A 24,019-nucleotide genomic window follows, 5' to 3' on the forward strand; every position below is an offset into this window, starting at 1 on the left:
GCCGGCGCCCGCGCCCGCAGCGGGCGGCGGGTTGAAGGTGACGCTGATCAAGGTATCGCCGTCCGACCAGGCGCTGTTACGCGAAGAGCTCGCCAACCTGGGCGAGATCACGGGCCAGCAGGAAGTGGGCGGCGATCTCACCGTCTGGCTGCAGAGCCAGTGCAGCGCCGACGACATCATCGCCGTGTGCTGCTTCGTCGTCGACGGCGACCAGATCGTGGTGGAAGCGGCAGACGCGCCGGCTGCCCCGGTAGCAGCGGCAGCAGCACCGGCACCGGCTCCCGCTCCGGTTCCGGCTCCCGCAGCCGCCGCACCGGCGGCCGCCTCGGCACCGGCTCCCGCAAAGGAAAAGGCCAAGGCGCAGCCCGCTGCCGCGGCTCACGCACAGGAGTCCGGCTCCATCCGTGTGCCGACCGAAAAGGTCGACCAGATCATCAACCTGGTGGGCGAGCTGGTCATCACGCAATCGATGCTGGCGCAGACGGCCTCGGCGCTCGATCCGGTGCTGTTCGACCGGCTGTTCTCCGGCATGGGTCAGCTTGAGCGCAATGCGCGCGACCTGCAGGAAGCCGTGATGTCGATCCGCATGATGCCGATGGACTACGTGTTCTCGCGCTTCCCGCGCCTGGTGCGCGACCTGGCCGGCAAGCTGGGCAAGCAGATCGACCTGGTCACCTTCGGCAAGGCCACCGAGCTCGACAAGAGCCTGATCGAACGCATCATCGATCCGCTCACCCACCTGGTGCGCAACAGCCTGGACCACGGCATCGAGACACCGGACTTGCGCGTTGCCGCGGGCAAGGAACCCACCGGGCAACTGATCCTGTCGGCGCAGCACCATGGCGGCAACATCGTCATTGAAGTGAGCGACGACGGCGGCGGCTTGCGCCGCGACAAGATCCTCGCCAAGGCGCTGCAGAACGGCCTGCCGGTGTCGGAGAACATCAGCGACGAGGAAGTCTGGCAGTTGATCTTCGCGCCGGGCTTCTCCACCGCCGAAGCGGTGACCGACCTGTCCGGCCGTGGCGTGGGCATGGACGTGGTCAAGCGGAACATCCAGGAAATGGGTGGCCACGTCGAGGTCACGTCGCGCCCCGGCCAGGGCACCACCACCCGCATCGTGCTGCCGCTGACGCTTGCGATCCTGGACGGCATGTCCGTCAAGGTGGGCGCGGAAACCTTCATCCTGCCGCTGAACTGCGTGATGGAGTCGCTGCAGCCCAAGCCGGAAGACGTGCACACGGCTGCCAACAACGACCGCGTCATGCACGTGCGCGGCGAGTACCTGCCGTTGCTGGAACTGCATCGCGTGTTCAACGTGGCCGATGCCGTGCATGAGCCCACCCAGGGCATCGCCGTGATCCTGCAGGCCGAAGGCAAGCGCTTCGCGATGCTGGTGGACCAGCTGATCGGCCAGCACCAGGTCGTGCTGAAGAATCTCGAAACCAACTACCGCAAGGTGCCTTGCATTTCCGCCGCCACCATCCTCGGCGACGGCAGCGTGGCACTGATCGTGGACGTCGGTGCGCTGCAGCGCACCGGTGTGCGCCGCCAAGACCCGGCGCTTGCTTAACGCTCAGGAGAACAAGACATCATGGCCGGCATCGGACACATCGATACCCCGGGGAGCGAAGCCTCCGGGCAGGAATTCCTGGTTTTCACGCTGGGGAGCGAAGAATATGGCATCGACATTCTCAAGGTACAGGAGATCCGCGGCTACGACGCGGTGACCCGCCTGGCGAACGCGCCTGACTTCATCAAGGGCGTGACCAATCTGCGCGGCGTGATCGTGCCGATCGTCGACCTGCGCCTGAAGTTCCGGCTCGGCAACGTGCGCTATGACCACCAGACCGTGGTCATCATCCTCAATATCGCCGGACGTGTCGTCGGCATCGTGGTGGATGGCGTTTCGGATGTGCTGACCCTGACCGGCGAAGCCATCAAGCCCGCACCGGAGTTCGGCGTTTCGGTCTCGAACGAGCACCTGACCGGCCTCGGTACCGTCGACGGCCGCATGCTGATCCTGATCGACATCGAAAAACTGATGACCAGCCCGGAAATGGAACTGGTGGAAGCCGAGTTCGCCTGATCCCGCATTCCGGTACGCGCAAGCACGCAAAAGCGCGCCTTAGCAAGACCACGGCCAACCGCCCTCGCAACACATGACGCAGCCTCGACCAACCGCCTTTGCCGCCGGCCCGCAATCGGCGCAGCCCGCTTCCATGCGGCGCGACGAGCCGCGTGACTTCCTGCTGACCGAGCGCGACTTCGAGAAGATCCGCGCCATGATCCATCGCCGCGCGGGTATCTCGCTCGGCGCCCACAAGCGGGAGATGGTGTACAGCCGGCTGGCCCGGCGCCTGCGCACGCTGCAGCTCGTCGACTTCGGCACCTACCTGGCCATGCTCGATGCCGATGATGGCTCCGACGAGTGGGAGTTCTTTACCAACGCGCTCACCACCAACCTGACATCGTTCTTCCGCGAGGCGCATCATTTCCCCTTGCTGGCGGAGCATGCGAAGAAGATCGGGCGGCCGTACTCCGTATGGTGCTCGGCCGCGTCGACCGGCGAGGAGCCATACTCCATCGCCATCACGCTGGCCGAAGCGCTGGGCGAGCGTGCCGCCACCGTGCTCGCCACGGACATCGATACGCAGGTACTGGCCAAGGCCCGTTCCGGGGTCTATACCACCGAGCAGGTGAACAAGCTCTCGCAGGAAAGGCTCAAACGCTTCTTCCTCAAGGGCACCGGCCAGCGCGCCGGCGCGGTCAAGGTCAAGCCGGACCTGGCAAGCACCATCAGTTTCGAGCCGCTCAACCTGCTGGCGCCGGACTGGGGGATTCGCGAGAAGTTCGACGCGATCTTTTGCCGCAACGTGATGATCTATTTCGACAAGCCCACCCAGGGCAAGATCCTGGAGCGCTTCGTGCCGCTGCTCAAGCCGCACGGGCTGCTGTTCGCGGGCCACTCGGAGAATTTCTCCTACGTGACGCGCGCGTTCCAGCTGCGCGGGCAGACCGTGTATGAACTGGCGCCGCCTTCGGCCCGGCTGGGAGGTTCGTGATGCGCACCCCGCAGTTGCCTGAAGCGATCGCCACCCGCAGCTATTTCGACCGCGAGTTCGGCAAGCAGGCCATCAAGCTGTTGCCGAACGAGTATTACGTGACGCGCGAGGACGTGGTGCTTACCACCGTGCTGGGTTCGTGCGTGGCTGCCTGCATCCGCGACGAGAAGGCCGGGGTGGGGGGCATGAACCACTTCATGCTGCCGGACGACGACGGCGCGGGTGCGGACCGGCTGCTCTCCGCATCGATGCGCTACGGCTCCTACGCCCTGGAAGTGCTGATCAACGAATTGCTGAAGATGGGCGCGCGCCGCGAGCGGCTCGAAGCCAAGGTATTCGGCGGTGGCGCGGTGCTGGCCAATATGACCACGCTGAATATCGGCGATCGCAACGCCGAGTTCGTGCTCAGGTACCTGAAGGCCGAAGAGATACGCGTGGCCGCCCAGGACCTGCGCGGCCCGCATGCGCGCCGCGTCAGCTATTTCCCGCTTACCGGGCTGGCGTTGGTGCGCCGGCTCACACGCCAGGATGACCAGGTGGTGGTCGAGCGCAACGAACGCGCCCTGGCGCGCGCCATTGCCAGCTCCGGCACCGCGCCCGAGAAGGGCGGCGCGGAACTGTTTCCACGGCGCACGCCATCGGCTGCCGTCTCCTGAACCGACAAGGATTTTTTCAAGACATGACCGCGGCCAAGATCAAGGTATTGTGCGTGGACGATTCCGCGCTGATACGCAGCCTGATGACGGAGATCATCAACAGCCAGAGCGATATGGAGGTGGTGGGAACCGCCCCCGATCCGCTTGTGGCTCGCGACCTGATCAAGCGACTGAACCCGGATGTGCTCACGCTTGACGTGGAAATGCCGCGCATGGATGGTCTGGATTTCCTGGAGCGGCTGATGCGGCTGCGGCCAATGCCGGTGCTGATGGTATCGTCGCTGACCGAGCGCGGTTCGGAAATCACGATGCGCGCGCTGGAGCTGGGTGCGGTGGATTTCGTCACCAAGCCAAAGCTCGGTATCCGCGACGGCCTGATGGACTACACCGACACCATCGCCGACAAGATTCGCGCGGCTTCGCGCGCGCGCATCCGCAGCGCCGCGCCGGCCAGCGCGGAGGCGGCAGTGCCTGCGGCCCCGATGCTGCGCAGCCCGTTGCTGTCCACGGAAAAGCTGATCATCGTCGGCGCATCCACCGGCGGCACCGAGGCCATCAAGGAATTCCTGATGCCGATGCCGCCGGATTGTCCGGCGGTGCTGATCGTCCAGCACATGCCGGCCGGCTTTACGCGCTCGTTCGCGCAGCGCCTGGACGGCCTGTGCCGGATCACGGTCAAGGAAGCGGAGCACGGCGAACGCGTGCTGCCCGGCTACGCTTATATCGCGCCGGGAGACTCGCACCTGCTGCTCGCGCGCAGCGGGGCCAACTATGTGGCCCACCTGTCGCAGGAGCCGGCGGTCAACCGCCACCGGCCGTCGGTGGAGGTGCTGTTCGACTCCGCGGCCAAACATGCCGGCAAGAATGCCATCGGCGTGATGCTGACCGGCATGGGCAAGGACGGGGCGCAAGGCATGCTGCGCATGCGCGAGGCCGGCGCCTACAACCTGGCGCAGGACGAAAGCAGTTGCATCGTATTCGGCATGCCCAAGGAGGCGATTGCCGCCGGCGGGGTGCATGAGGTAGTACCGCTGCACGCGATGAGCCAGCGCGTGATGGCGCGCCTGGCCACCTTCGGGACGCGCGCGCAGCGGGTTTGACGGGGCACAAGCGCTTGCCCGGCCGCATACCGGTGGGGCAGGCGCAGGTATTGAAGCAACTTTCCACAACTGTATTGGAGCCGTTAGAGTGGACAAGAACATGAAGATCCTGGTGGTCGATGACTTCCCCACCATGCGTCGCATCATCCGCAACCTGCTTAAGGAACTGGGCTTTGCCAACGTCGAGGAAGCCGAAGACGGCGCCGCCGGCCTGGAGAAGGTCAAGGACGGCAGCTTCCAGTTCGTCATTTCCGACTGGAACATGCCGAACATGGATGGCCTGAGCATGCTGCAGGCGATCCGCGCCGAAGGGCCGCTGGCCAAGCTGCCGGTGCTGATGGTGACSGCCGAGGCCAAGAAGGAAAACATCATCGCCGCGGCGCAAGCCGGCGCGAACGGCTATGTGGTCAAGCCGTTCACGGCAGCGACGCTCGACGAGAAAATCACCAAGATTTTCGAGAAACTGGCGAAGGAAGGGGCATAAGGTGGGCGATATGTCGACGACTCCGACTCTCAGCAACGAATCTGCCGAGCAGCTGTTCCAGCGCATTGGCGCCCTGACACGGATGCTGCGCGACAATATGCGCGAATTGGGGCTCGACAAGGAAATCGAGCGTGCCGCCCAGGCCATCCCCGATGCGCGCGACCGGCTCAGCTATATCGCCTCCATGACCGAGCAGGCTGCCGAGCGCACGCTGACCGCGGTGGAGCTGGCGCAGCCGATCCAGGCCGGCATGGAGAAGCAGGCCGAGGCGCTGGACAAGCGTTGGGAAGCCTGGTTCGACAAGCCGGTGGAGCTGGGCGACGCGCGCGAGCTGGTGCTCGATACCCGTGCCTTCCTGACGGACGTGCCGCAGCAGGCCCGCGCCACCGGCAGCCACCTGCTCGACATCATGATGGCGCAGGACTTCCAGGACCTGACCGGCCAGGTCATCAAGAAGATGATGGACATGATCCATTCCCTGGAGCAGGAATTGCTGCAGGTGCTGATTGATAACGTGCCGGCCGATCGTCGGGTGGAGGCGCCGGCTACGCTGATGAACGGGCCGCAGGTCAACCCGGAAGGCAAGGCCGATGTGGTCTCCGACCAGTCGCAGGTGGACGACCTCCTGGCCAGCCTGGGGTTCTGACCGTCCTGGCCAGGCAGCGGTGGCGCCCTTGCCGCGGCGCCGCGGCGGCCTGGCCGGATTTGCCGGCGCATTGCCGGTAAAGCCTCCGCCGCCATGGCGGAGGGTAGCGCGCCGCATCCGCCCGCGCCGCGCCTGGGGCGACGCCATCCTGCAAACAGCGCCAGAATCCCCGCCCTATTCCCCCTAATGCCCGCCGCTTCCCGCTCCGATAATCGTCCCTGACGAACGGCCGCATGCCGCTTCGTAACGGAGCGGCCATGTCCGAAGAAAGCGATCTCGAGAAAACCGAACCTGCCTCATCGCGGCGCCTGGAAAAGGCGCGCGAGGAGGGGCAGGTCGTGCGTTCGCGGGAACTCGCCACGCTGATCATGCTGATGAGCGGTGTGGCGGGCCTGTCGATGCTGGGCGGCACGCTCGCCAGCAAGCTCGACGCTGTATTGCACGCCGGCCTGGCCTTCGAGCCGGCCGTTGCCTTCGATACGTCGCGCATGATGTCGCACTTTGCCGTGACGGTCTGGGAGGGCCTGCTGGCCTTCCTGCCCCTGCTGCTCCTTTTTGGCGTGGCGGCGCTGGCCGGCCCCATGCTGCTGGGCGGCTGGCTGTTCTCCGCCAAGTCTTTCGCCCCCGACTTTTCCCGGCTCTCGCCGCTCAAGGGGCTGGGCCGGCTGTTCTCCTCGCAATCGCTGGTGGAACTGGCCAAGGCCATCGCCAAGGCATTGCTGGTTGGCAGCGTGGCCGGCTGGGTGCTGTGGCGGCGGCTGCCCGAGGCTGTCGCGCTGATGAGCGCACCGATCCACGAGGCGCTGCTGCACATGCTGGAGATGGTGCTGAGCGCCTGCGCCATGGTGGCGGGTTCGCTGGTGCTGGTGGCGGCGATCGACGTGCCCTGGCAGTACTGGACGTTTTACAAGAAGCTGCGCATGACCAAGGAAGAGGTCAAGCAGGAGCACAAGGAAAGCGAAGGCGACCCGCATATCAAGGCGCGCATCCGCCAGCAGCAGCGCGCCATGGCAAAGCGCCGCATGATGTCCGAGGTGCCCAAGGCTGACGTGGTGGTGACCAACCCCACGCACTTCGCCGTGGCGCTGCGCTATGAAGAAGGCCGCATGAGCGCGCCGCGCGTGGTGGCCAAGGGCAGCGAGGCGATTGCCGCGCGCATTCGCGAGATCGCCGTCGAGAACGGCGTGCCGTTGCTGTCCGCGCCGCCGCTGGCGCGCGCGCTGCACCGTCACGTAGAGCTGGGCCAGGAAATTCCGGCCGGCCTGTACACCTCCGTGGCTGAAGTTCTGGCCTGGGTCTATCAACTGAAGCACTGGCACCACAGCAACGGCCCGCACCCGGAGGCACCCTCCGAGTTGCCGGTGCCTGACGAGTTTGCCGTACCGGAAAGCCAAGCATGAACGCATTGACCTCGCTGTTCAACCTGCCCGGCGGGCGGGGAGGCGGCCAGATGAAGGCCCTGGCCGGCCCGCTGCTGATCATCATGATCCTCGGCATGATGATCCTGCCGCTGCCGCCCTTCGTACTGGACTTGTTGTTTACGTTCAACATCGCCCTGTCGATCATGGTGCTGCTGGTGGGCATGTACACGCAGAAGGCGCTGGATTTCGCCGCCTTCCCGGCGGTGCTGCTGTTCACCACGCTGCTGCGCCTGTCGCTCAACGTGGCCTCGACCCGGGTCGTGCTGATGGAAGGGCACACCGGGCCGGACGCCGCGGGCAAGGTGATCGAGGCCTTCGGCCACTTCCTGGTGGGTGGCAACTTCGCCGTGGGTATCGTGGTGTTCGCCATCCTGGTGGTGATCAACTTCATGGTCATCACCAAGGGTGCGGGGCGTATCGCCGAAGTTGGCGCGCGCTTCATGCTCGATGCCATGCCCGGCAAGCAGATGGCGATCGACGCCGACCTCAACGCCGGCCTGATCAACGAAGACGGCGCCAAGAAGCGCCGCGCCGAGGTATCGCAGGAATCGGACTTCTACGGCGCCATGGACGGTGCCAGCAAGTTCGTGCGCGGCGATGCCGTGGCGGGCCTGATGATCATGTTCATCAACGTTGGCGCCGGCATGGTGGTGGGCATGGTGCAGCACGACCTGGACTTCGCCACCGCGGTGCGCAACTACACCCTGCTGACCATCGGCGACGGCCTGGTGGCGCAGATCCCGGCGCTGGTGATCTCCACCGCCGCCGGTGTGATCGTGTCGCGGGTCTCCAACGAGCAGGACGTGGGCCAGCAGCTGACCGGCCAGCTGTTTTCCAATCCGCGCGTGCTGTACCTGACCGGCGCCATCATCGGCATGATGGGCATCATCCCCGGCATGCCGCACTTCGCTTTCCTGGCCTTTGCCGGCGCGCTGGTGTGGTTCGGCCGCTACGTGGCACGGCGTGATGCATCGCAGGCGCAGGAGAAGAAGCGCGAGGACCGCGCTCCCGCGATGGTGCCCGAGTCGACCGAAGCCAGCTGGGACGACGTCAGCCTGGTGGACCCGCTCGGCATGGAAGTGGGCTACCGCCTGATCCCGCTGGTGGACCGCGCGCAGAACGGCGAACTGCTCGGCCGCATTAAGAGCATCCGCAAGAAGGTGGCGCAGGAAATCGGCTTCCTGGTGCCGGTGGTGCATATCCGCGACAACCTGGAACTCAAGCCCAACGCCTACCGCATCACGCTCAAGGGCGTGGAGATCGGCCGCGGCGAAGCGACGCCCGGGCAGTGGATGGCGATCAACCCCGGCCAGGTCTCCGGCCCGTTGCCGGGCACGCCCGGCCAGGACCCGGCATTCGGCCTGCCGGCGGTGTGGATCGAGGGCGGGCTCAAGGAGCAGGCGCAGATCTACGGCTACACCGTGGTGGATGCCAGCACAGTAGTGGCCACTCACCTTAACCACCTGATCCATATGCACGCGGCCGAACTGCTTGGCCGCCAGGAAGTGCAGTCGCTGCTGGACCGCATCGCCAAGGAATCGCCCAAGCTGACTGAAGACCTGGTGCCCAAGGTCATCACCCTCACCGCGCTGCAGAAGATCCTGCAGAACCTGCTGGACGAGAGCGTGCCGATCCGCGACATGCGCACCGTGCTGGACGTGGTGGCCGAGCACGCGCCGAAGATCAGCGATCCCAACGAACTCACGTCGCTGGTGCGCGTGGCGCTGGGGCGTGCCATTACCCAGCAGTGGTTCCCCAACGGCGCTGACCTCCAGGTCATCGGCCTCGACGCCGGGCTGGAACGCGTGCTGTCGCAAGCGCTCACTAACGGCGGCGGCATCGAGCCTGGCCTGGCCGATGCCCTGCTGCAGCAAACGCAAAATGCGGTGAACAGGCAGGAACACCTGGGGCTGGATCCCGTGCTGCTGGTGCCGCATCCGCTGCGCCCGCTGCTGGCGCGCTTCCTGCGCCGGACCATGCCGCAGCTCAAGGTGCTCTCGCATGCCGAGGTGCCGGACAACAGAAATATCAGGATCACCGCCATGATCGGTGGCGCAGCGTGAGGGGTTTCGCAAGATGAGCGTAGCTAAATTCGTGGCGGCCAATGGCCGCGAGGCCTTGCGCCAGGTGCGCGAGGCAATGGGACCGGACGCCGTGGTGCTGTCCAACCGCACCGTCGAGGGGGGCGTGGAGATTGTCGCCATGCGCGACACCGATCTCGGCGCCATCGCCAGCACCGCACCGGTATTCACGCCGCCGCCCGCCGCCGTGGTGGCCGTCGACGGCGCCCTTGGCGACCTGCGCGGCGAACTGCAGACCATGCGCGCCATGATGGAGCGGCAGTTCTCCGGCGTAGGCACCCACAGCCTGCCGTCGCTGGGCGGCGATCCGCTGCGCGATTCGCTGTTTACCTGGTTAGTGACTGCTGGCTTCTCCGGACAGCTTGCGCGATCGCTGCTCGGCCACCTGCCGCTGGGTCATGACCGGCCCGCCGCCATGACCTGGATCCGCCAGGAGCTGGCGCGCAAGGTCCCGGTGCTCAACGACGAAGATGCGCTGTTCGCGCAGGGCGGCGTGCTGGCGCTGGTCGGCCCCACCGGCGTGGGCAAGACCACCACCACGGCTAAGCTGGCAGCGCGCTTCGTGCTCAAGCACGGCCCGGAACGCCTGGCCTTGCTGACCACCGACACTTTCCGTATTGGTGCGCACGAGCAACTGCGCATCTACGGCGACATCCTGGGCGTGCCTGTGCACGCGGTCAAGGATGCGGCCGACCTGCGCTTCGCGCTGGCGGCGCTGACCGATAAGCACCTGGTGATCATCGACACCGTCGGCATGAGTCAGCGCGACCGCAACCTGTCGGAGCAGATCGCCATGCTGGCCGGCGTGCAGGCGCCGGTGCAGCGCATCCTGTTGCTCAACGGCGCCAGCCACGGCGACACCCTCAACGAAGTCGTGCACGCCTACCGCCACGATGCCACGCCCGACGGCGGCATCGACGGCTGTATCGTCAGCAAGCTGGATGAAGCCACGCACCTGGGCTCCGTGCTCGACGTGGTGATCCGGCACCGCCTGCCGGTCTACTACGCCTCCACCGGCCAGCGCGTGCCCGAGCACCTTGAACTCGCCAACGGCGTGTCGCTGGTCGAGCGCGCGTTCCAGACGCCGCGCCGCGGCTCCGTATTCGCCGACGCGGAAGCCGCGCGCCGTGCCATGCCCGCGCAGGACGATGGCGACGCCACCCGCGCGACCAGCGCCGGCGGCGCCGACGGCATGCTGCGCTCGCTGACCGACAACGCCAACGCGGTGGGCGATTGCGTCCAGCAGCTGAACGCTGGCAGCTACAGCTTCGAGCTGGTCCGCTCGCTCTGGCAGCAGCGCACCGAGAACGCGCCCTCGCCGCGCCTGATGGCGCAGCAGGTGCGCGAAGCCGCCTGCCGCGACCTGAGCCGCCATTGCGATCGTTTCGTGCTTTCGCTCAGCGCCACGGTCGCCGCGCCGGTGGCAGGGCGCCGCGCGCCGCGCCCCTGGCAACACACGCTCTGGCTGGCTGACCGCGACGGCCTGCCGCTGGCGGCCGCCGCCGCGCCCGCCGGCCGCACCGGCCCGGCGCTGCAAGCCGGGCAAGGCGGATGGGAAGCCGACGCTGCCACCCTGTGCGCCGCCATCGCCGCCGCCCGTACCGTGGTCAATCTGCTGGATGCCATGCCCGCCGCCGCCACGCTGGCGCGCTGGCAGCAAGCCGGCGAGCGCTGGCTTGCCACCGCGCGCAAGACCACGCGCGTGGTCAGCGGTGGCGCGGCCGTCAAGCTCGATGCGCTGGCCGAAACGCTGACCTTCCACGCGGTGGAAGATATGGACTATCGCGGCCGCGACGCCGTGCAGTGGATCGCGCAAACGCCGGTGCGCGTGCTTGAGGGCCAGGCACGTGGCACGCGCGGCGCCGCCGAGAGCGGCATCGAGGCCGGCCTGCTGGTGTCGCGCGTGGTCGATCGCGAGAACGGCCAGACGCTAGCGGTTCACTACCTGCTGTGCGACCCGGCGTTGTCGGCCGAGGGCGTGCAACTGGCCCGCTGGGCCCGCTGGGCTGAAGCCGGCGAAGCGCAACTTCGCACGCTGCGCCACGCAATGGATCACCTGGGGCAGGGCGGGCAGGCAGGCGGCAACGAATCCTCGCTGGCCGAAGCGCAAGCCTGCGCGCGTCTGCTCGCCCTGCAGATGGCGGTAGCCGCGCTGCGGCTGGAGCAAGCGTGCGACGATAGCGCCGCCGCGTTCCTGGCGCGGCTGACCGGCCGCGCGCCCGCCCGCCAGATGCCGGCCGCCGCCGTGCTGGTGGAAGGCCTCGGCCGTTTGCTGGCCTTGCTCGACGTGCTGGAGAACTACCCCGGCCGAGGTGGCCGCGCCACGCCGTCCGCCACCCACGAAGCGCCGCAGGAGGCCTTTCATCCCGGCGACGCCGCCGGCCTGCTCGAAGCGAGCATGAACGGCAGCCGCGTGTTGCAAACGCTGACGCAGGGAGAATAAGACGTGACTTCACTCGCCTCCGACCAGGCGGAAAGCTTGCGGCGCATGCTGGCGCCCCGCGCCACGCGCCGCATCGCGGTGGTCGCGAGCGATGCCGGTGCCGGCGCCACCACGGTGGCCCTGGGGCTGGCCAACGCACTCGCCATGCAAGGCGAGCGCGTCCTGCTCATCGATGAAGACCGCTTCGGCGCCCGCGCGACCCGCCTTGCCGGCGCCATGCCGGAAGGCACCCTGGCCGCCGTGCTGGGCGGCGCCGTGACGCTGGAAGCCGCGCTGGGCAAGCGCCCGGCCGGCACCATCGCGGTGTTGCCCGGCAGTCCGCAGGCCGGTGGCGGGCTGCAGGCGCTGAATGGCTTTCGCACTGTGCTCACCGATGCCCGCAGCGACGCGGACGGCGGCTTGTCGCAGGTAGCCGGCACGGCGCACAACCTCGTTGTGGTGCTGCGCGCGGAGCCGGCCTCGATCAAGGCCGCCTATGCCTGCATCAAGCGGCTCAATCACCTGTACGCCTGCCGGCGCTTCCACCTGGTGATCAACGCCGCCGCCAGCGATGCCGCCGCGAGTGCCGTGCTGGGCAACCTGGCGCGCACCGCCAGCCAGTATCTCGGCGTCGAGGCGAGCCCCGCCGGCAGCCTGCCGTACGACCCGCTGGTGGAACGCAGCGTGGCACTAGGCCGCTGCGTGGTGGAGGCCTTTCCCGCGGCGCCCGCTACCGCCGCGCTACGCCGCATCGCCACGGGCATTGCCAACTGGCCCTTGTCCACCGATTCCCGTTCAACCCCGACGGCGCCGCTGGCGCCGTCAGCCCCGGCCCTGGCTTAAACGCCTGGGCCTGCAGCCAGGACTCACGAGAATTCCACCATGTACACGATTCAGGGAAAGCTCGAACAGACCGACACCGTGACGGCGCATGCCTCGCTGGTGCGTCGTATCGCCCTGCAACTGGCAGCCAAGCTGCCTGCCAGCGTGCAGCTCGATGACTTGATCCAGGCTGGCATGATCGGCTTGCTCGATGCCGCCAAGCGTTACGAGGACACCCACGGTGCGCGTTTCGAGACCTATGCCAGCCAGCGCATCCGCGGCGCCATGCTTGACGAGGTGCGCGCCAATGACTGGCAGTCGCGCAGCCTGCGCCAGTTCACCCGGCGCATCGAACGCACCGTGCGCGGCCTGGAGCAAACGCTGGGCCGCGCGCCGCTCGACTCCGAAGTGGCGCAGGAGCTTGAGCTGCCGCTCGACGAATACCAGACACTGCTCAATGAAGTCTATGGCTGCCAGCTGCTGCACTACGAGGACTTCGAGCGCTCCGGCGAAGAGGACTTCCTGGACCGGCACCTGAGCGTCAGCGACGATGGCAACCCGCTCACTGTGCTGATGGAAAGCGGCATGCGCGAAGCGCTGATCCGTGCCATCGAGCGGCTGCCGGAGCGGGAAAAGCTGGTGCTGTCGTTGTGCTACGACCAGGAGCTCAATTTGCGTGAGATCGGGGCGGTGCTGGAGGTGACGGAGTCGCGGGTCTGCCAGATTCGCAGCCAGGCTATTACGCGGCTTCGTTCGCAGCTGCGCGGCTTGCTATGAGGGGCTGGTGCCATCGTCTTGGCGCTGCGGTGCTGGCCGCGGCCTGCTGCGCGGCCTGGGCCGCGCCCGCCGGGCCGCTGCATTCCTGGTCGGCTTCCGTGAACGGGCCTGCGCTGCATGGCAAAGGGTTGCGTACGGTGTCGCCGCCGATCTTGCCTACCGGTTACTTGCCGCAGGCGGAGGGGGCTATTACTACCGTGCGGTGGCGATATAGTTTTGCTAGTACGCCGCCCAATGAGCTGCAGGCTTATTTGTGCAATGCGCAGCGTTGTGTGTTGTTGCCGGGGGCGGAGGGGCTTACCGAGGCGTTTAGCGGGGATGATGCGGCCAAGGGGTTTGTGTTTGCGTTTCAGGTGCCTGGGCGGGGGGCGCTGATGCCGGTATTGTTGGGGCAGTCGAATCAGGTTACGGTTAGTTTTAGGTGATGTTGCTGTTGCTGGCGGCGGTGGGTTATAAAAACATAAATTCAAAAGCTTAACGTCAAAGGCTTAAAGTCAAAGGCGGTTTTACCCCCTGCGGGGGGCGACCTACTTTCTTGTCTTGCCAAGAAAGTAGGCAAAGAAGCGCGCCGGATGGGGCGACACCCCCTCGGGATCCGGCGAAAAGAGCGGCCGGGACCCAAACTCGCATCGCCTTAAGGCGATACTCAAACATGGGTACCTCTTTTCCGCTCTTTTCGCCGGATCCCGAGGCGCCCCATACGGCCTGGTAAACCTTGACGGCTCGCTTCGCATCGCGTTGGGGTGTGGCCCGCCCCTCGGGCGCTCCCCACGGCTACACCGATCGTGGTTCTGGCGGCATCGCTTCTTCTTGCAATTCCTTCACGGTTTCGAGCCTTAGAGCCTTCGGGGTTTGACGGGGGCGCTGTTGTCCAATGTTGCGCTGGAGCAATCCGGTGTTCGGTGCGCAAGGCCCGGGCTTGTATATCGGGGATCTCGAAGGTACGCCGCTGATTGGCGCATTGACTCGCTTCGCGCAGCACGGTTGCTGCTCGCCGAGCGTTGATACCTGCCGGTGAACGTCAAAGGTGGTTTCACCTCACTGCCCGGGGTGGCCTGAGGGGGATGCGCTGTCGCCTTCTGTTGCCAAGCGGCCTTTGATCCGGGTGGCCCCGAGAACCGCTTCTTGATGTTGCGGACTAACCAGTGGCAGTCCAGGTCGGATCCGGAATCAAGATCCGGAAACCATCAGCCGCTGGCCAGGCTGACCCCTTGCGGCCCAGTCTGCGTCCGTCCGTCCTTCCCGTAGAGCGTCGCATTGTCGCCACGCTGACGCAGCGCCAGGATCGCTTCTTCGGTGAATTCAAGATGCGCGTCCACCACGGCGGAATTGAGCGCATTGGCATCGCGCGCACTGCGCGCGGCAAACACCAGCGTCCGCCATGCGGCTTCAACGCCCGCATCGATCTGCCGCCCGAACAATTGTCCGCCCGCGCCGGTGCGAATGCCCAAAGCCCCCATCTGTGCCTCGCGGGTGCGCGTCAAGGCACTCAGCAAGCCGGCAAGTTCGACCTTGCGTTCCAGCAACCCGGCCAGGGCCTGGTAGTCGCCGGCCTTGATCATGGTTCTTTCCTCGCCGAGCACGGCGGCGAATTCCTGCGCCAGCTCGGTTTCGCGGCGCAGGTTCTGGATCAGGGACTGGCTCATGGCGTGCCTATCTTGGGTATGGGTTGGCTAAACAAATGGCCGCGCAGCAGGGGGATCAGGCGCCGCCGTTCAGCTCACGCAGGGACGCGAGCAGGCCGTCGGCGATCTTGCTGGGGTCGATCCTGATCCGGCCTTCGGCGATGGCCTGGCGGATTTTCTCGACCTTGGCGGTATCGATATCGTCGTCACGATCTTCTACCAGGCGGGCGCCGATCTCGCGCACCTGGGCCGACAGGGGGCTGACGCGCACGCTGGACGTATCCGGGGCCGTGGTCGGCCCGGGGGCGCCGGCCACGCTGCGCGTGGCGCCGTCGATGGCGTCGCCCGCCCTCGACGAGGTGGTCTGATTGATCTTCACGGTAATTCCTTGCTGGGTACCTTTGGCTTATCGGATGGCTCAGGCAAAACTTTAGGGTGAAATGGCGTCGGAAAGCCCCGCTTTCCCGGCCCTGAGCCTGCGCGCCATTGTCTCATGAGACGGTTGCGTAACCCCATGGGCCACGCTTGCCGCGTTCCCCTATTGTTGCAGCACCACCGTGTCGCCGCTGCGCACCAGCGCATTGACTACCTGACCGTTCTTTAGCCGCACCTGCACGTTGTTGCCCACCGGCGCGTCGGCCATCACCTTGCCTTCGCTGCTGAGCTGGAACGATTCGCCTTCCACCACCACGGTCACGTTCTGCCCCTGCCGTACGGCAATGGCCTTCTTCAGCAGATCCATCCGCAACGGCGAGCCCGCGGCGATGCGGTTCGCCGCCACCGCGCCGGTCACTTGCACGGGATCSGTCACCACCGCGCGCGGCAGCGAGGCCAGGTCGCCCTGGCGGACTTCCATGTCGGCCGCGTCGACGGGTTCGCCGGGCATGAGGTTGCGCGCGGCCACATAGTAGTCGGCAACCACCGACACGCGCGCCTGGACATAGCGCGTCCACGGACGCTCGCCCGCGCAGCGCACGCCCACGGAGACGCGACCCCAGGGCGACGCGCCTGGCGGCAGGAAGGGTTCGGGAAGCGGGCAATCCGGCGCGCGCCCGCCCGAAGGCGGCACCACCTGGATGTTGGCCTTGCCTGGCAGGCCGGCGGTCTGGCGTTCAAGGAACTGCTCGACCGCGGTACGCACCGGGTCTTCGGTAAAAGGCGAGGGCGGTGCCGCGCCGGCGCCGCCGGGCAGCGTGCCGCTGGCGGCGAGCACGCAGAGCAGGGCGCGCGCCGCGGCGGCCCGGAAACGAGTGTTCATGTGTGTATCCCGGCAAGAAAACGACGTGGGGCGCGCCGCGGGAGCGGGCGCCACGTGCGTGACAACGGGTCCCATTGTAGGCAGCCCTGCAATCTTGCTCGGGTCGAAATACGCAGGTTTCTTTGCCCTATTCGTGCGATTGGCATGGCGGGGCCGCCCCTAAGATGACACACCTGAAAAGGTCGACCTTCATCGCTCTCCCCTTCAGCGAGACACAGACATGATTGACAGACTCGATGCGGCATTGCGCTTCCAGCAAGAAGCGCTGAGCTTGCGGACCCAGAGGCAATCAGTGATTGCCTCCAATATCGCGCACGCCGATACACCCGGCTACAAGGCGCGCGACTTTGATTTCTCCAGCACGCTGGCGCAGAGCGTCGAGCGGGGCAAGCGCGCCGAAGGCGTTTCGCTGTCCACCACGTCGGTGCGGCATTTGCCGGGCCAGGCGTCGGCGTCGGGGATCGACGAGAGGAACCTCGAGTACCGCATCCCGATGCAGTCGAGTATCGATGGCAATACGGTCGAAATGGATACCGAACGCGTCGCCTTTGCCGACAACGCGGTGCATTTCGAATCCGGGCTCACCGTGATGAGCGCCAAGATCAAGACCATGCTGTCAGCCATCCAGCAGTGAGCGCACCATGCCAGCCATGAACATCTTCGAAGTCACCGGTTCGGCCATGGCTGCGCAGTCGCAGCGCCTGAACGTGACCGCCTCCAACCTCGCCAACGCCGACAGCGCCGTTGGCCCCAATGGCCRGCCTTACCGCGCCAAGCAAGTGGTGTTCGGCCTGGCCGCGACACCAGGCCAGAGCGACATCGGGGGCGTGCAGGTGGAGGGCGTGATGGAGGATCCGTCGCCGCCGCGCATGGTCCACAACCCCACGCATCCGCTGGCGAACGCCGACGGCTACGTGACGATGCCAAACGTCAACCCGGTGGAGGAGATGGTCAACATGATCTCGGCCTCGCGTTCCTACCAGGCCAACGTGGAAGTCCTCAACACCGCCAAGAACATGATGCTCAAGACACTGACCATCGGTCAGTAAACCGGGATACGCAATGACTACGACCTCCGCCACAAGCAACAACACCAGCGCCGCCGGGATTGCCAATACGCTGCAAAGCGGAAGCGCGAGCGCGGCCGACCTGCAGAACAACTTCCTGAAGATGCTGGTCACCCAGATGAACAACCAGGACCCGCTCAACCCGATGGACAACTCGCAGCTGACCACGCAGCTGGCGCAGATCAGCACGGTGAGCGGCATGCAGACCATGAACGCCACGCTGAATACGCTGCTGGGCCAGGTCAGCGCCAGCCGCGCCATGGACTCCGCGGCACTGATCGGCAAGACGGTAATGGTGCCGGGCAGCGCCACGTCGGTGGCGGGCGGCGTGCCGGGCAAGATCGGTGTCGACCTGCCCGCGACCGCGGATGCGGTCACCGTGCAGGTGCTCGACAAGGACGGCAACACCGTGCGCACCATCGACATGAAGGGCCAGGTTGCCGGCGTGCACGACATCGCCTGGGACGGCAAGAACGACGCGGGCGTCGCGGTAGCGGACGGCGACTACAGCTTCAAGGTGACCGCCACCGCCAACGGCAAGGATGTCACGCCGGTGGCGCTGGTGTACGGCAAGGTCAACAGCATCAGCGGTGACTCCACCGGTGTGCTCGTCGATATCGGCAATGACCGCACCGCGTCGGTCGACGACGTTCGCCGCATTCTTTAAGACATCAGCGAATCAGCTAACTAGGGGAATATCATGGGTTTCGGTCAAGGGGTAAGCGGCATCAACGCCGCCGCATCGAATCTGGACGTCATCGGCAATAACATCGCCAACGCCAACACCGTCGGCTACAAGCAATCGACGGCCCAGTTCGCCGACGTGTATGCCGGTACCAAGATTGGCCTCGGTACCACAGTGAACTCGGTGGTGCAGTCATTCAACCAGGGCAATATCGAATCGAGCGGCAGCGCGCTCGATGTGGCGATTACCAACGGCAATGGCTTTTTCCGCCTGACCGACTCGTCGGGCTCAGTCTTTTACTCGCGCAATGGCCAGTTCCAGCGCCAGCAAGACGGCCGCATCACCAATGCGCAGGGCCTTCAACTGAGCGGCTATCCGGCAGGCGCGACCGGCGGCGGTGCGGTGCAGCCGCAACCCCTGGTCGTGCCGAACACCACGATGGCGGCCAAGGCTACGACCACGCTGGGCGTTTCCTTCAACCTGGATTCCGGCAGCAAGGTACCGGGAGCGGCATTCGCCAGCACGCCGGCGGCGCTGCCTACGTCCAATATGTACAACTACAGCTCCGGCGTTACGGTGTACGACTCGCTGGGCAACGCCAGGCAGCTGACGGCGTACTTCTCCACGGGTACCCCCGGCGCGGGCACGTTCCCGGCAGCCGGTGGCGGTGGCACCGACTGGACGATGAACCTGACCGATGCGGCGGGCAATGTCGTCGGCGCGCCGATCACGCTGAAGTTCGACTCGAAGGGCACGCTGCAGGTACCGGGCGCAGGTGCTACCACCACCATCAATATTGCGGCTTCCAACGGCGCGGCTCCGCTGGCCATCGCGATGGACCTGACCGGCACCACGCAGTTCGCCGGCGCCAGCGATACCAAACCGCCTGTCCAGAACGGCTATACCGCCGGCAGCCTGCTCGGCTTCGCGATCCAGCCGGACGGCACGATCCTCGGCAGCTATTCGAACCAGCAAAAGCAGTCGCTGGGCCAGGTCGTGATGGCCGGCTTCGGCAACACGCAGGGCCTGAAGCCCGAAGGCAACAATGTGTGGTCCGAGACGGGCGCGTCGGGTCAGGCGGTGATCGCCGCGCCTGGCGGCAGCCTCGGCCAGCTCAAGTCCAACGCGGTGGAAGCTYCCAACGTGGACTTGTCGGGCCAGCTCGTCAGCCTGATCGTGGCGCAGMGCAACTACCAGGCCAACGCGCAGACCATCAAGGCGCAGGACACGGTCATGCAGACCCTGGTCAACCTGTAATGCGCAGCGTCGGCAGGATAGGCCGGACGAACCGGACGAGCGGGAGTTAAAGGGACGCCATGGACCGCATGATCTATACCGCCCTGTCGGGCGCCAAGCAGACGCTCGACCAGCAGGCCGCGGTGTCCAACAACCTGGCCAACACGTCGACCCCCGGCTTCCGGGCACAGGTCAATATGTTCCGCGCGGTGCCGGTGGTGGGGCAGGCGTCGCCGACGCGCGCCTTCGCGCTGGCCTCCACGCCCGGCGCCGACCTCAAGGCCGGTCCGCTGACCTACACCGAGCGTCCGCTGGACGTGGCGCTGCAGGGCAACGGCTGGCTGACGGTGCAGGCACCGGACGGTAGCGAAGCCTACACCCGCGCGGGCTCGCTGCAGGTGTCGGCGGACGGGCAACTGCAGACCAGCACCGGCCTGCAGGTGATGGGCGACGGTGGCCCGATCGCGGTGCCGCCGGGTGCGGCGGTCAGCATCGGCAGCGACGGCACGATCACGGCGCGCGGCCCCGGGGAAACCTCCGCCGGCCTGGCCCAGATCGGCAAGCTGCGCCTGGTGAATCCGCCGCCCGATTCCATCGCCCGTGGCGACGATGGCCTGTTCCGCCTGCGCCCCGGCGCGCAGCCGCTGCAGGTCGATGCCAACATCCGCGTCATTGCCGGCGCGATCGAGGGCAGCAACGTCAATCCGGTCGAGTCGATGGTCGACATGATCGCCAACGCCCGCCGCTTCGAGATGCAGATGAAGATGATCCAGAGCGCGGATTCCAACGAACAGCGCTCCAACCAGCTGCTCTCGACCAACTGAAATTGAATTGATGTGCCGCCGCGGCTCGCGGCGGCCTTGTGAGGACAAACATGATCCGCTCTCTCTGGATTGCCAAGACCGGCCTCGATGCGCAGCAGACGCAGATGGACGTGATCTCGAACAACCTGGCCAACGTCTCCACCAACGGCTTCAAGCGTGGACGCGCCGTGTTCGAGGAACTGATGTACCAGACCGTACGCCAGCCAGGCGCGCTGTCTTCGGACCAGACCACCCTGCCGTCCGGCCTGCAGCTGGGCACCGGCGTGCGCCCCGTGGCAACCGAGCGCATCCATACCCAGGGCAATCCGCAGCAGACCGGCAACAGCAAGGACGTGGCCATCCTCGGCAACGGCTTCTTCCAGGTGGCACTGCCCGACGGCACCACCGCCTACACGCGTGACGGCTCGTTCCAGAGCGACCAGAACGGCCAGCTGGTGACGTCCAGCGGCTTTGTGATCCAGCCTGCCATCACCCTGCCGGCCAACTACACGTCGCTGACCGTGGCGCGTGACGGCACCGTCTCGGTGACGCAGCCCGGCTCGGCCAACAACGTGCAGGTCGGCCAGCTGCAACTGGCGACCTTCGCCAACCCGGCCGGCCTGGAAAGCCTCGGCGAGAACATGTATGTGCAGACCGACGCATCGGGTGCACCGAACACCACCGTGCCTGGCCTGAACGGCGCCGGCACGCTGCAGCAGAACTACGTGGAAGCGTCCAACGTCAACGTGGTCGAAGAGCTGGTCAGCATGATCCAGACCCAGCGCGCTTACGAGATCAACAGCAAGGCCGTGCAGACGTCCGACCAGATGTTGCAGCGCCTCACCCAGCTCGGATGATCATGATGGCCTCGCTGATTCGCCTGGGCGCGCTTGCCGTGTGCTGCTTCGCGACTGGTTGCGCGATGGTTCCGCGCGAGCCGCTGGTGCAGCTTCCCACCACCGCACGGGCCGAGCCGCGCGCGCTGGCGCGGTCGAGCGGATCGATCTACCAGTCGTCGTATGCCGGCAATCCGCTGTTCGAGGATCGCCGGCCGCGCAACGTGGGCGACATCCTCACCATCGTGATCAGCGAGAACGTCAACGCCAGCAAGAACTCCGGCACCAACGCCAGCCGCACTTCCAACAGCGCGCTGGCGTTCGACGCGGTGCCCAAGGCGCTGGCTGGCCTGTTCAGCAGCAGCCAGAATGCCACGATGAGCGGTGCCAACGCGCTCAAGGCCAGCGGTGGCGCCAGCGCCACCAACACATTCAACGGCACCATCACCGTGACCGTGCTGGAAGTGCTGGCCAACGGCAACCTGATCGTCTCCGGCGAAAAGCAGATGGCGATCAACCAGGGTGCGGAGTTCATCCGCTTCTCCGGCGTGGTCAACCCGCGCACGATTACCGGTGACAACGCGGTGCCCTCCACGCAAGTGGCGGACGCGCGCATCGAGTACACCGCCAAGGGCTATATCGACGAAACGCAGAACATGGGCTGGCTGCAGCGTTTCTTCCTCAATGTTTCACCGTATTGATCACCGACCGCGTCATGTTCCTGTCTTCGCTCCCTGCCTTGYGCTGCCGCTTTGTCCGCGCTCTCTTCCTTGCGCTGACGCTGGGCCTGCTCGCGAGCGCGGCGCACGCGGAACGGCTGAAGAATCTCGCCACCTTCCAGGGCGTGCGTGACAACCCGCTGGTGGGCTACGGCCTCGTGGTGGGACTGGATAACACCGGCGACCAGACCATGCAGACGCCGTTCACCACGCAGAGCTTGACCAATATGCTCTCGCAGCTGGGCATTACCCTGCCCGCCGGCAAGAACATGCAGCTCAAGAATGTGGCGGCGGTCATGGTCACGGCCACGCTGCCGCCGTTTGCGCAGCCGGGCAGCCAGCTCGACGTGGTGGTGTCCTCCATGGGCAATGCCAAGAGCCTGCGTGGCGGCACACTGCTGATGACGCCGCTCAAGGGCGCCGACGGCCAGGTCTACGCGATCGCGCAGGGCAATATGCTGGTGGGTGGCGCGGGCGCGTCGGCCAACGGCAGCAAGGTACAGGTCAACCAGCTGGCGGTGGGCCGGATCGCCAACGGCGGCATCGTCGAGCGCGCGGTGCCGGCGTTCCAGCCGGAAGGCGGCATCCTGAACCTGGAGCTGCGTGAAACCGATTACGGCACGGCCGAGCGTGTGGTCGAGGCGATCAATCGCTCGATGGGCGGCGGCGTAGCCAGTGCGCTGGACGGCCGGGTGGTGCAGGTGCGCACGCCCGCTGCGCCAGGCGCGCGCGTGGGCTTCATGGCCCGCATCGAGAATATCGACGTCACGCGGGCCAAGGCTGCCGCCAAGGTCATCCTCAATGCCCGTACCGGCTCGATCGTGATGAACCAGGCCGTCACCGTGGACGACTGCGCCGTGGCGCACGGCAATCTGTCGGTGGTGATCAATACCCAGCCGGTGATCAGCCAGCCGGCCCCGTTCAGCGGCGGGCAGACCGTGGTGGCGCCAGTGTCGCAGATCAACATGAAGCAGGAGGGCGGCGCGCTGCAGATGGTCAAGGCCGGCGCTTCCCTGGCCGCCGTGGTCAAGGGCCTGAACGCGCTCGGCGCGACCCCGGCCGACCTGCAGACCATCCTTGAGGCGATGCGCGCTGCCGGTGCGCTGCGCGCCGACCTCGAGATCATCTGACCATGTCCAGCAGCCGCCTGGCCGCCCAGGCCGATCTCTCGCAACGCTTCGCGCTCGACACGCAGGGCTTCGAAGGCCTCAAGCAGAATGCGCGCACGGGCGCCAGCCCCGAAACGCTGCGTACCGCCGCCCGGCAGTTCGAGGCGGTGTTCACGCAGATGGTGCTCAAGAGCATGCGCGATGCCACGCCGCAGGATGGCTTGTTCGACAACGAGCAGACCAAGCTGTACATGTCGATGATGGACCAGCAGCTGTCGCAGCAGATGTCCTCGCGCGGCATCGGCCTTGCCGATGTGATGGTGCGCCAGCTTGCGCGGGCCAGCGGCGCGGGCCTTCCGCCCGAGCTTGCCGGCGCCGCCGCGAAGCAGGCGGCCGTGCAGGCCGGCATGGACGACGCGGCTCCCGGCCTGGCGCGCGCGCTGGACATGCGCAACGGCGACGGCGCGGGGGATGCCGACAGGCCGCGCGTCGGCAGCGTGGTGGCCGGCACCAGCTGGAACCCCACGGCGGGCCTGCGCCAGTACCAGCCGCAGGAACCAGGCGCCTGGCAGGGCGGGGCCTCCGTGTTGCCGGAAGACACGCCCGCCCACATCAGCGCCTTCGTCTCGCGCATGGCCGGCCCCGCCCAGTCGGCGGCACGTGCCACCGGCGTGCCGGCGAAGCTGATCCTCGGCCAGGCGGCGCTCGAATCCGGCTGGGGCCGGCGCGAGATCGCGTACCCGGACGGCAGCACCACCTTCAATGTCTTCGGCATCAAGGCGGGCGCCAACTGGAAGGGCCAGGTCGCGGAAATCACCACCACCGAATACATCGACGGCCAGCCGCAAAAGGTGCGCGCGCGCTTCCGCGCCTACGCTTCGTATGACGAAGCCTTCGCCGACTACGGCCGCTTGCTGAGCAACAACCCACGCTACGCCGAGGTGCTGGCCGCGGCGACGCCGGACGACGCGGCGCGCGGCCTGCAGCGGGCCGGCTACGCCACCGATCCGGCTTATGGCGAGAAACTGGTGCGGATCATGCGAAAAGTGCCCGTCTGAGCGCCCGGAACAGGCTGACCGGACGCCGTGCCAGGCGGCTGGCGCGGCCACCGGAGAGCCAGGCGCAAATTCCCCGCGCCGCGCACTAAAGTCTCTTTGTACTTCTGCCGTTACTCACATCATTCACCGCCGTCGATGTCCGGCAGCGG

The 24,019-nt window shown here is 66.5% G+C and carries 25 protein-coding genes; 22 read left to right on the forward strand and 3 right to left on the reverse strand.

Features of this window, described 5'->3' with window-relative positions; genetic code table 11:
- From cheA to AC1DN0_RS27040, 13 genes are all read left to right on the forward strand, one after another.
- The coding region (cheA, locus tag AC1DN0_RS26980; protein ID WP_477146143.1) for a chemotaxis protein CheA at positions 1–1,573 on the forward strand (1,573 nt) is incomplete at its 5' end.
- Between the two features lie 21 nt (positions 1,574–1,594).
- Positions 1,595–2,089 (forward strand): chemotaxis protein CheW, encoded by a 495-nt coding sequence (cheW, locus tag AC1DN0_RS26985; RefSeq protein WP_035866976.1) that lies wholly within the window; start codon positions 1,595–1,597, stop codon positions 2,087–2,089.
- A gap of 73 nt (positions 2,090–2,162) precedes the next feature.
- Positions 2,163–3,065: a CheR family methyltransferase gene (locus AC1DN0_RS26990; RefSeq protein WP_441637018.1), complete on the forward strand. Its 903-nt coding sequence runs from the start codon at positions 2,163–2,165 to the stop codon at positions 3,063–3,065.
- Positions 3,065–3,721, forward strand: a complete 657-nt coding sequence (gene cheD / locus AC1DN0_RS26995; RefSeq protein ID WP_045235733.1) for a chemoreceptor glutamine deamidase CheD — start codon at positions 3,065–3,067, stop codon at positions 3,719–3,721. The genes AC1DN0_RS26990 and cheD overlap by 1 nt, the downstream gene beginning before the upstream one ends.
- 23 nt (positions 3,722–3,744) lie before the next feature.
- Positions 3,745–4,821: a protein-glutamate methylesterase/protein-glutamine glutaminase gene (locus AC1DN0_RS27000; protein WP_035866982.1), complete on the forward strand. Its 1,077-nt coding sequence runs from the start codon at positions 3,745–3,747 to the stop codon at positions 4,819–4,821.
- A gap of 88 nt (positions 4,822–4,909) precedes the next feature.
- Positions 4,910–5,305 (forward strand): chemotaxis response regulator CheY, encoded by a 396-nt coding sequence (gene cheY / locus AC1DN0_RS27005; RefSeq protein WP_043357014.1) that lies wholly within the window; start codon positions 4,910–4,912, stop codon positions 5,303–5,305.
- Between the two features lie 10 nt (positions 5,306–5,315).
- Positions 5,316–5,951 carry a protein phosphatase CheZ gene (cheZ, locus tag AC1DN0_RS27010; RefSeq protein WP_035866991.1) on the forward strand — a complete coding sequence of 212 codons (636 nt, stop codon included), beginning with the start codon at positions 5,316–5,318 and terminating at the stop codon, positions 5,949–5,951.
- 257 nt (positions 5,952–6,208) lie between these two features.
- Positions 6,209–7,351: a flagellar biosynthesis protein FlhB gene (gene flhB / locus AC1DN0_RS27015; RefSeq protein ID WP_441637021.1), complete on the forward strand. Its 1,143-nt coding sequence runs from the start codon at positions 6,209–6,211 to the stop codon at positions 7,349–7,351.
- Complete coding sequence (gene flhA / locus AC1DN0_RS27020; protein WP_035866989.1) at positions 7,348–9,435, forward strand: flagellar biosynthesis protein FlhA; 2,088 nt, start codon at positions 7,348–7,350, stop codon at positions 9,433–9,435. The genes flhB and flhA overlap by 4 nt, the downstream gene beginning before the upstream one ends.
- 13 nt (positions 9,436–9,448) lie before the next feature.
- Positions 9,449–11,896, forward strand: a complete 2,448-nt coding sequence (flhF, locus tag AC1DN0_RS27025; RefSeq protein ID WP_477111320.1) for a flagellar biosynthesis protein FlhF — start codon at positions 9,449–9,451, stop codon at positions 11,894–11,896.
- Positions 11,897–11,899: 3 nt separating this feature from the next.
- On the forward strand, positions 11,900–12,718 hold the full coding sequence (locus tag AC1DN0_RS27030; protein WP_441636780.1) for a MinD/ParA family ATP-binding protein: 819 nt from the start codon (positions 11,900–11,902) through the stop codon (positions 12,716–12,718).
- A 39-nt stretch (positions 12,719–12,757) separates the two neighbouring features.
- A complete protein-coding gene (locus AC1DN0_RS27035; protein ID WP_006162649.1) occupies positions 12,758–13,474 on the forward strand; it encodes an RNA polymerase sigma factor FliA in 717 nt (238 codons plus the stop codon).
- Positions 13,471–13,899: a flagellar protein FlhE gene (locus AC1DN0_RS27040; RefSeq protein WP_441636782.1), complete on the forward strand. Its 429-nt coding sequence runs from the start codon at positions 13,471–13,473 to the stop codon at positions 13,897–13,899. The genes AC1DN0_RS27035 and AC1DN0_RS27040 overlap by 4 nt, the downstream gene beginning before the upstream one ends.
- 762 nt (positions 13,900–14,661) lie before the next feature.
- Here AC1DN0_RS27040 and AC1DN0_RS27045 read toward each other — a convergent pair.
- The 3 genes from AC1DN0_RS27045 to flgA form a co-directional block, all read right to left on the reverse strand.
- Positions 14,662–15,120 (reverse strand): flagella synthesis protein FlgN, encoded by a 459-nt coding sequence (locus AC1DN0_RS27045; protein ID WP_441636784.1) that lies wholly within the window; start codon positions 15,118–15,120, stop codon positions 14,662–14,664.
- Between the two features lie 55 nt (positions 15,121–15,175).
- Positions 15,176–15,478, reverse strand: a complete 303-nt coding sequence (flgM, locus tag AC1DN0_RS27050) for a flagellar biosynthesis anti-sigma factor FlgM (RefSeq protein WP_441636786.1) — start codon at positions 15,476–15,478, stop codon at positions 15,176–15,178.
- Between the two features lie 159 nt (positions 15,479–15,637).
- Positions 15,638–16,357, reverse strand: coding sequence for a flagellar basal body P-ring formation chaperone FlgA (gene flgA, locus AC1DN0_RS27055; RefSeq protein ID WP_441636788.1), 720 nt, complete (start codon positions 16,355–16,357; stop codon positions 15,638–15,640).
- 220 nt (positions 16,358–16,577) lie between these two features.
- On the opposite strand from flgA, the gene flgB reads away from it, so the two are divergent.
- The 9 genes from flgB to flgJ are packed head-to-tail and all read left to right on the forward strand — an operon-like array spanning position 16,578 to position 23,870.
- The gene (flgB, locus tag AC1DN0_RS27060; protein ID WP_035874951.1) at positions 16,578–16,991 is read left to right on the forward strand and encodes a flagellar basal body rod protein FlgB; all 414 of its coding nucleotides are present in this window, start codon (positions 16,578–16,580) and stop codon (positions 16,989–16,991) included.
- A 7-nt stretch (positions 16,992–16,998) separates the two neighbouring features.
- Positions 16,999–17,406, forward strand: a complete 408-nt coding sequence (gene flgC / locus AC1DN0_RS27065; protein WP_477146144.1) for a flagellar basal body rod protein FlgC — start codon at positions 16,999–17,001, stop codon at positions 17,404–17,406.
- 13 nt (positions 17,407–17,419) lie between these two features.
- Positions 17,420–18,091 (forward strand): flagellar hook assembly protein FlgD, encoded by a 672-nt coding sequence (locus AC1DN0_RS27070; RefSeq protein WP_045235724.1) that lies wholly within the window; start codon positions 17,420–17,422, stop codon positions 18,089–18,091.
- A gap of 33 nt (positions 18,092–18,124) precedes the next feature.
- Complete coding sequence (gene flgE, locus AC1DN0_RS27075) at positions 18,125–19,366, forward strand: flagellar hook protein FlgE (RefSeq protein ID WP_477146145.1); 1,242 nt, start codon at positions 18,125–18,127, stop codon at positions 19,364–19,366.
- Positions 19,367–19,425: 59 nt separating this feature from the next.
- The gene (gene flgF / locus AC1DN0_RS27080; RefSeq protein WP_441636793.1) at positions 19,426–20,169 is read left to right on the forward strand and encodes a flagellar basal-body rod protein FlgF; all 744 of its coding nucleotides are present in this window, start codon (positions 19,426–19,428) and stop codon (positions 20,167–20,169) included.
- Between the two features lie 50 nt (positions 20,170–20,219).
- Positions 20,220–21,005 carry a flagellar basal-body rod protein FlgG gene (gene flgG / locus AC1DN0_RS27085; RefSeq protein WP_035874965.1) on the forward strand — a complete coding sequence of 262 codons (786 nt, stop codon included), beginning with the start codon at positions 20,220–20,222 and terminating at the stop codon, positions 21,003–21,005.
- Positions 21,002–21,685 (forward strand): flagellar basal body L-ring protein FlgH, encoded by a 684-nt coding sequence (gene flgH / locus AC1DN0_RS27090; protein ID WP_441636795.1) that lies wholly within the window; start codon positions 21,002–21,004, stop codon positions 21,683–21,685. Before flgG ends, flgH begins: the two co-directional genes overlap by 4 nt.
- Before the next feature lie 14 nt (positions 21,686–21,699).
- A complete protein-coding gene (locus AC1DN0_RS27095) occupies positions 21,700–22,833 on the forward strand; it encodes a flagellar basal body P-ring protein FlgI (protein WP_477146146.1) in 1,134 nt (377 codons plus the stop codon).
- Positions 22,834–22,835: 2 nt separating this feature from the next.
- On the forward strand, positions 22,836–23,870 hold the full coding sequence (gene flgJ, locus AC1DN0_RS27100; RefSeq protein WP_035874971.1) for a flagellar assembly peptidoglycan hydrolase FlgJ: 1,035 nt from the start codon (positions 22,836–22,838) through the stop codon (positions 23,868–23,870).
- The last annotated feature ends 149 nt before the right edge of the window (positions 23,871–24,019 follow it).

The sequence above is a fragment of the Cupriavidus sp. 05N39 genome, from assembly GCF_056397325.1.

Excerpts from the sequence above, each read along its gene's own strand:
- cheW (WP_035866976.1), top strand. The coding sequence starts at position 1,595 with ATGGCCGGCATCGGACACATCGATACCCCGGGGAGCGAAGCCTCCGGG.
- AC1DN0_RS26990 (WP_441637018.1), top strand. The coding sequence starts at position 2,163 with ATGACGCAGCCTCGACCAACCGCCTTTGCCGCCGGCCCGCAATCGGCG.
- cheD (WP_045235733.1), top strand. The coding sequence starts at position 3,065 with ATGCGCACCCCGCAGTTGCCTGAAGCGATCGCCACCCGCAGCTATTTC.
- AC1DN0_RS27000 (WP_035866982.1), top strand. The coding sequence starts at position 3,745 with ATGACCGCGGCCAAGATCAAGGTATTGTGCGTGGACGATTCCGCGCTG.
- cheZ (WP_035866991.1), top strand. The coding sequence starts at position 5,316 with ATGTCGACGACTCCGACTCTCAGCAACGAATCTGCCGAGCAGCTGTTC.
- flhB (WP_441637021.1), top strand. The coding sequence starts at position 6,209 with ATGTCCGAAGAAAGCGATCTCGAGAAAACCGAACCTGCCTCATCGCGG.
- flhA (WP_035866989.1), top strand. The coding sequence starts at position 7,348 with ATGAACGCATTGACCTCGCTGTTCAACCTGCCCGGCGGGCGGGGAGGC.
- flhF (WP_477111320.1), top strand. The coding sequence starts at position 9,449 with ATGAGCGTAGCTAAATTCGTGGCGGCCAATGGCCGCGAGGCCTTGCGC.
- AC1DN0_RS27035 (WP_006162649.1), top strand. The coding sequence starts at position 12,758 with ATGTACACGATTCAGGGAAAGCTCGAACAGACCGACACCGTGACGGCG.
- AC1DN0_RS27040 (WP_441636782.1), top strand. The coding sequence starts at position 13,471 with ATGAGGGGCTGGTGCCATCGTCTTGGCGCTGCGGTGCTGGCCGCGGCC.
- AC1DN0_RS27045 (WP_441636784.1), bottom strand. The coding sequence starts at position 15,120 with ATGAGCCAGTCCCTGATCCAGAACCTGCGCCGCGAAACCGAGCTGGCG.
- flgB (WP_035874951.1), top strand. The coding sequence starts at position 16,578 with ATGATTGACAGACTCGATGCGGCATTGCGCTTCCAGCAAGAAGCGCTG.
- AC1DN0_RS27070 (WP_045235724.1), top strand. The coding sequence starts at position 17,420 with ATGACTACGACCTCCGCCACAAGCAACAACACCAGCGCCGCCGGGATT.
- flgF (WP_441636793.1), top strand. The coding sequence starts at position 19,426 with ATGGACCGCATGATCTATACCGCCCTGTCGGGCGCCAAGCAGACGCTC.
- flgG (WP_035874965.1), top strand. The coding sequence starts at position 20,220 with ATGATCCGCTCTCTCTGGATTGCCAAGACCGGCCTCGATGCGCAGCAG.
- flgH (WP_441636795.1), top strand. The coding sequence starts at position 21,002 with ATGATCATGATGGCCTCGCTGATTCGCCTGGGCGCGCTTGCCGTGTGC.
- flgJ (WP_035874971.1), top strand. The coding sequence starts at position 22,836 with ATGTCCAGCAGCCGCCTGGCCGCCCAGGCCGATCTCTCGCAACGCTTC.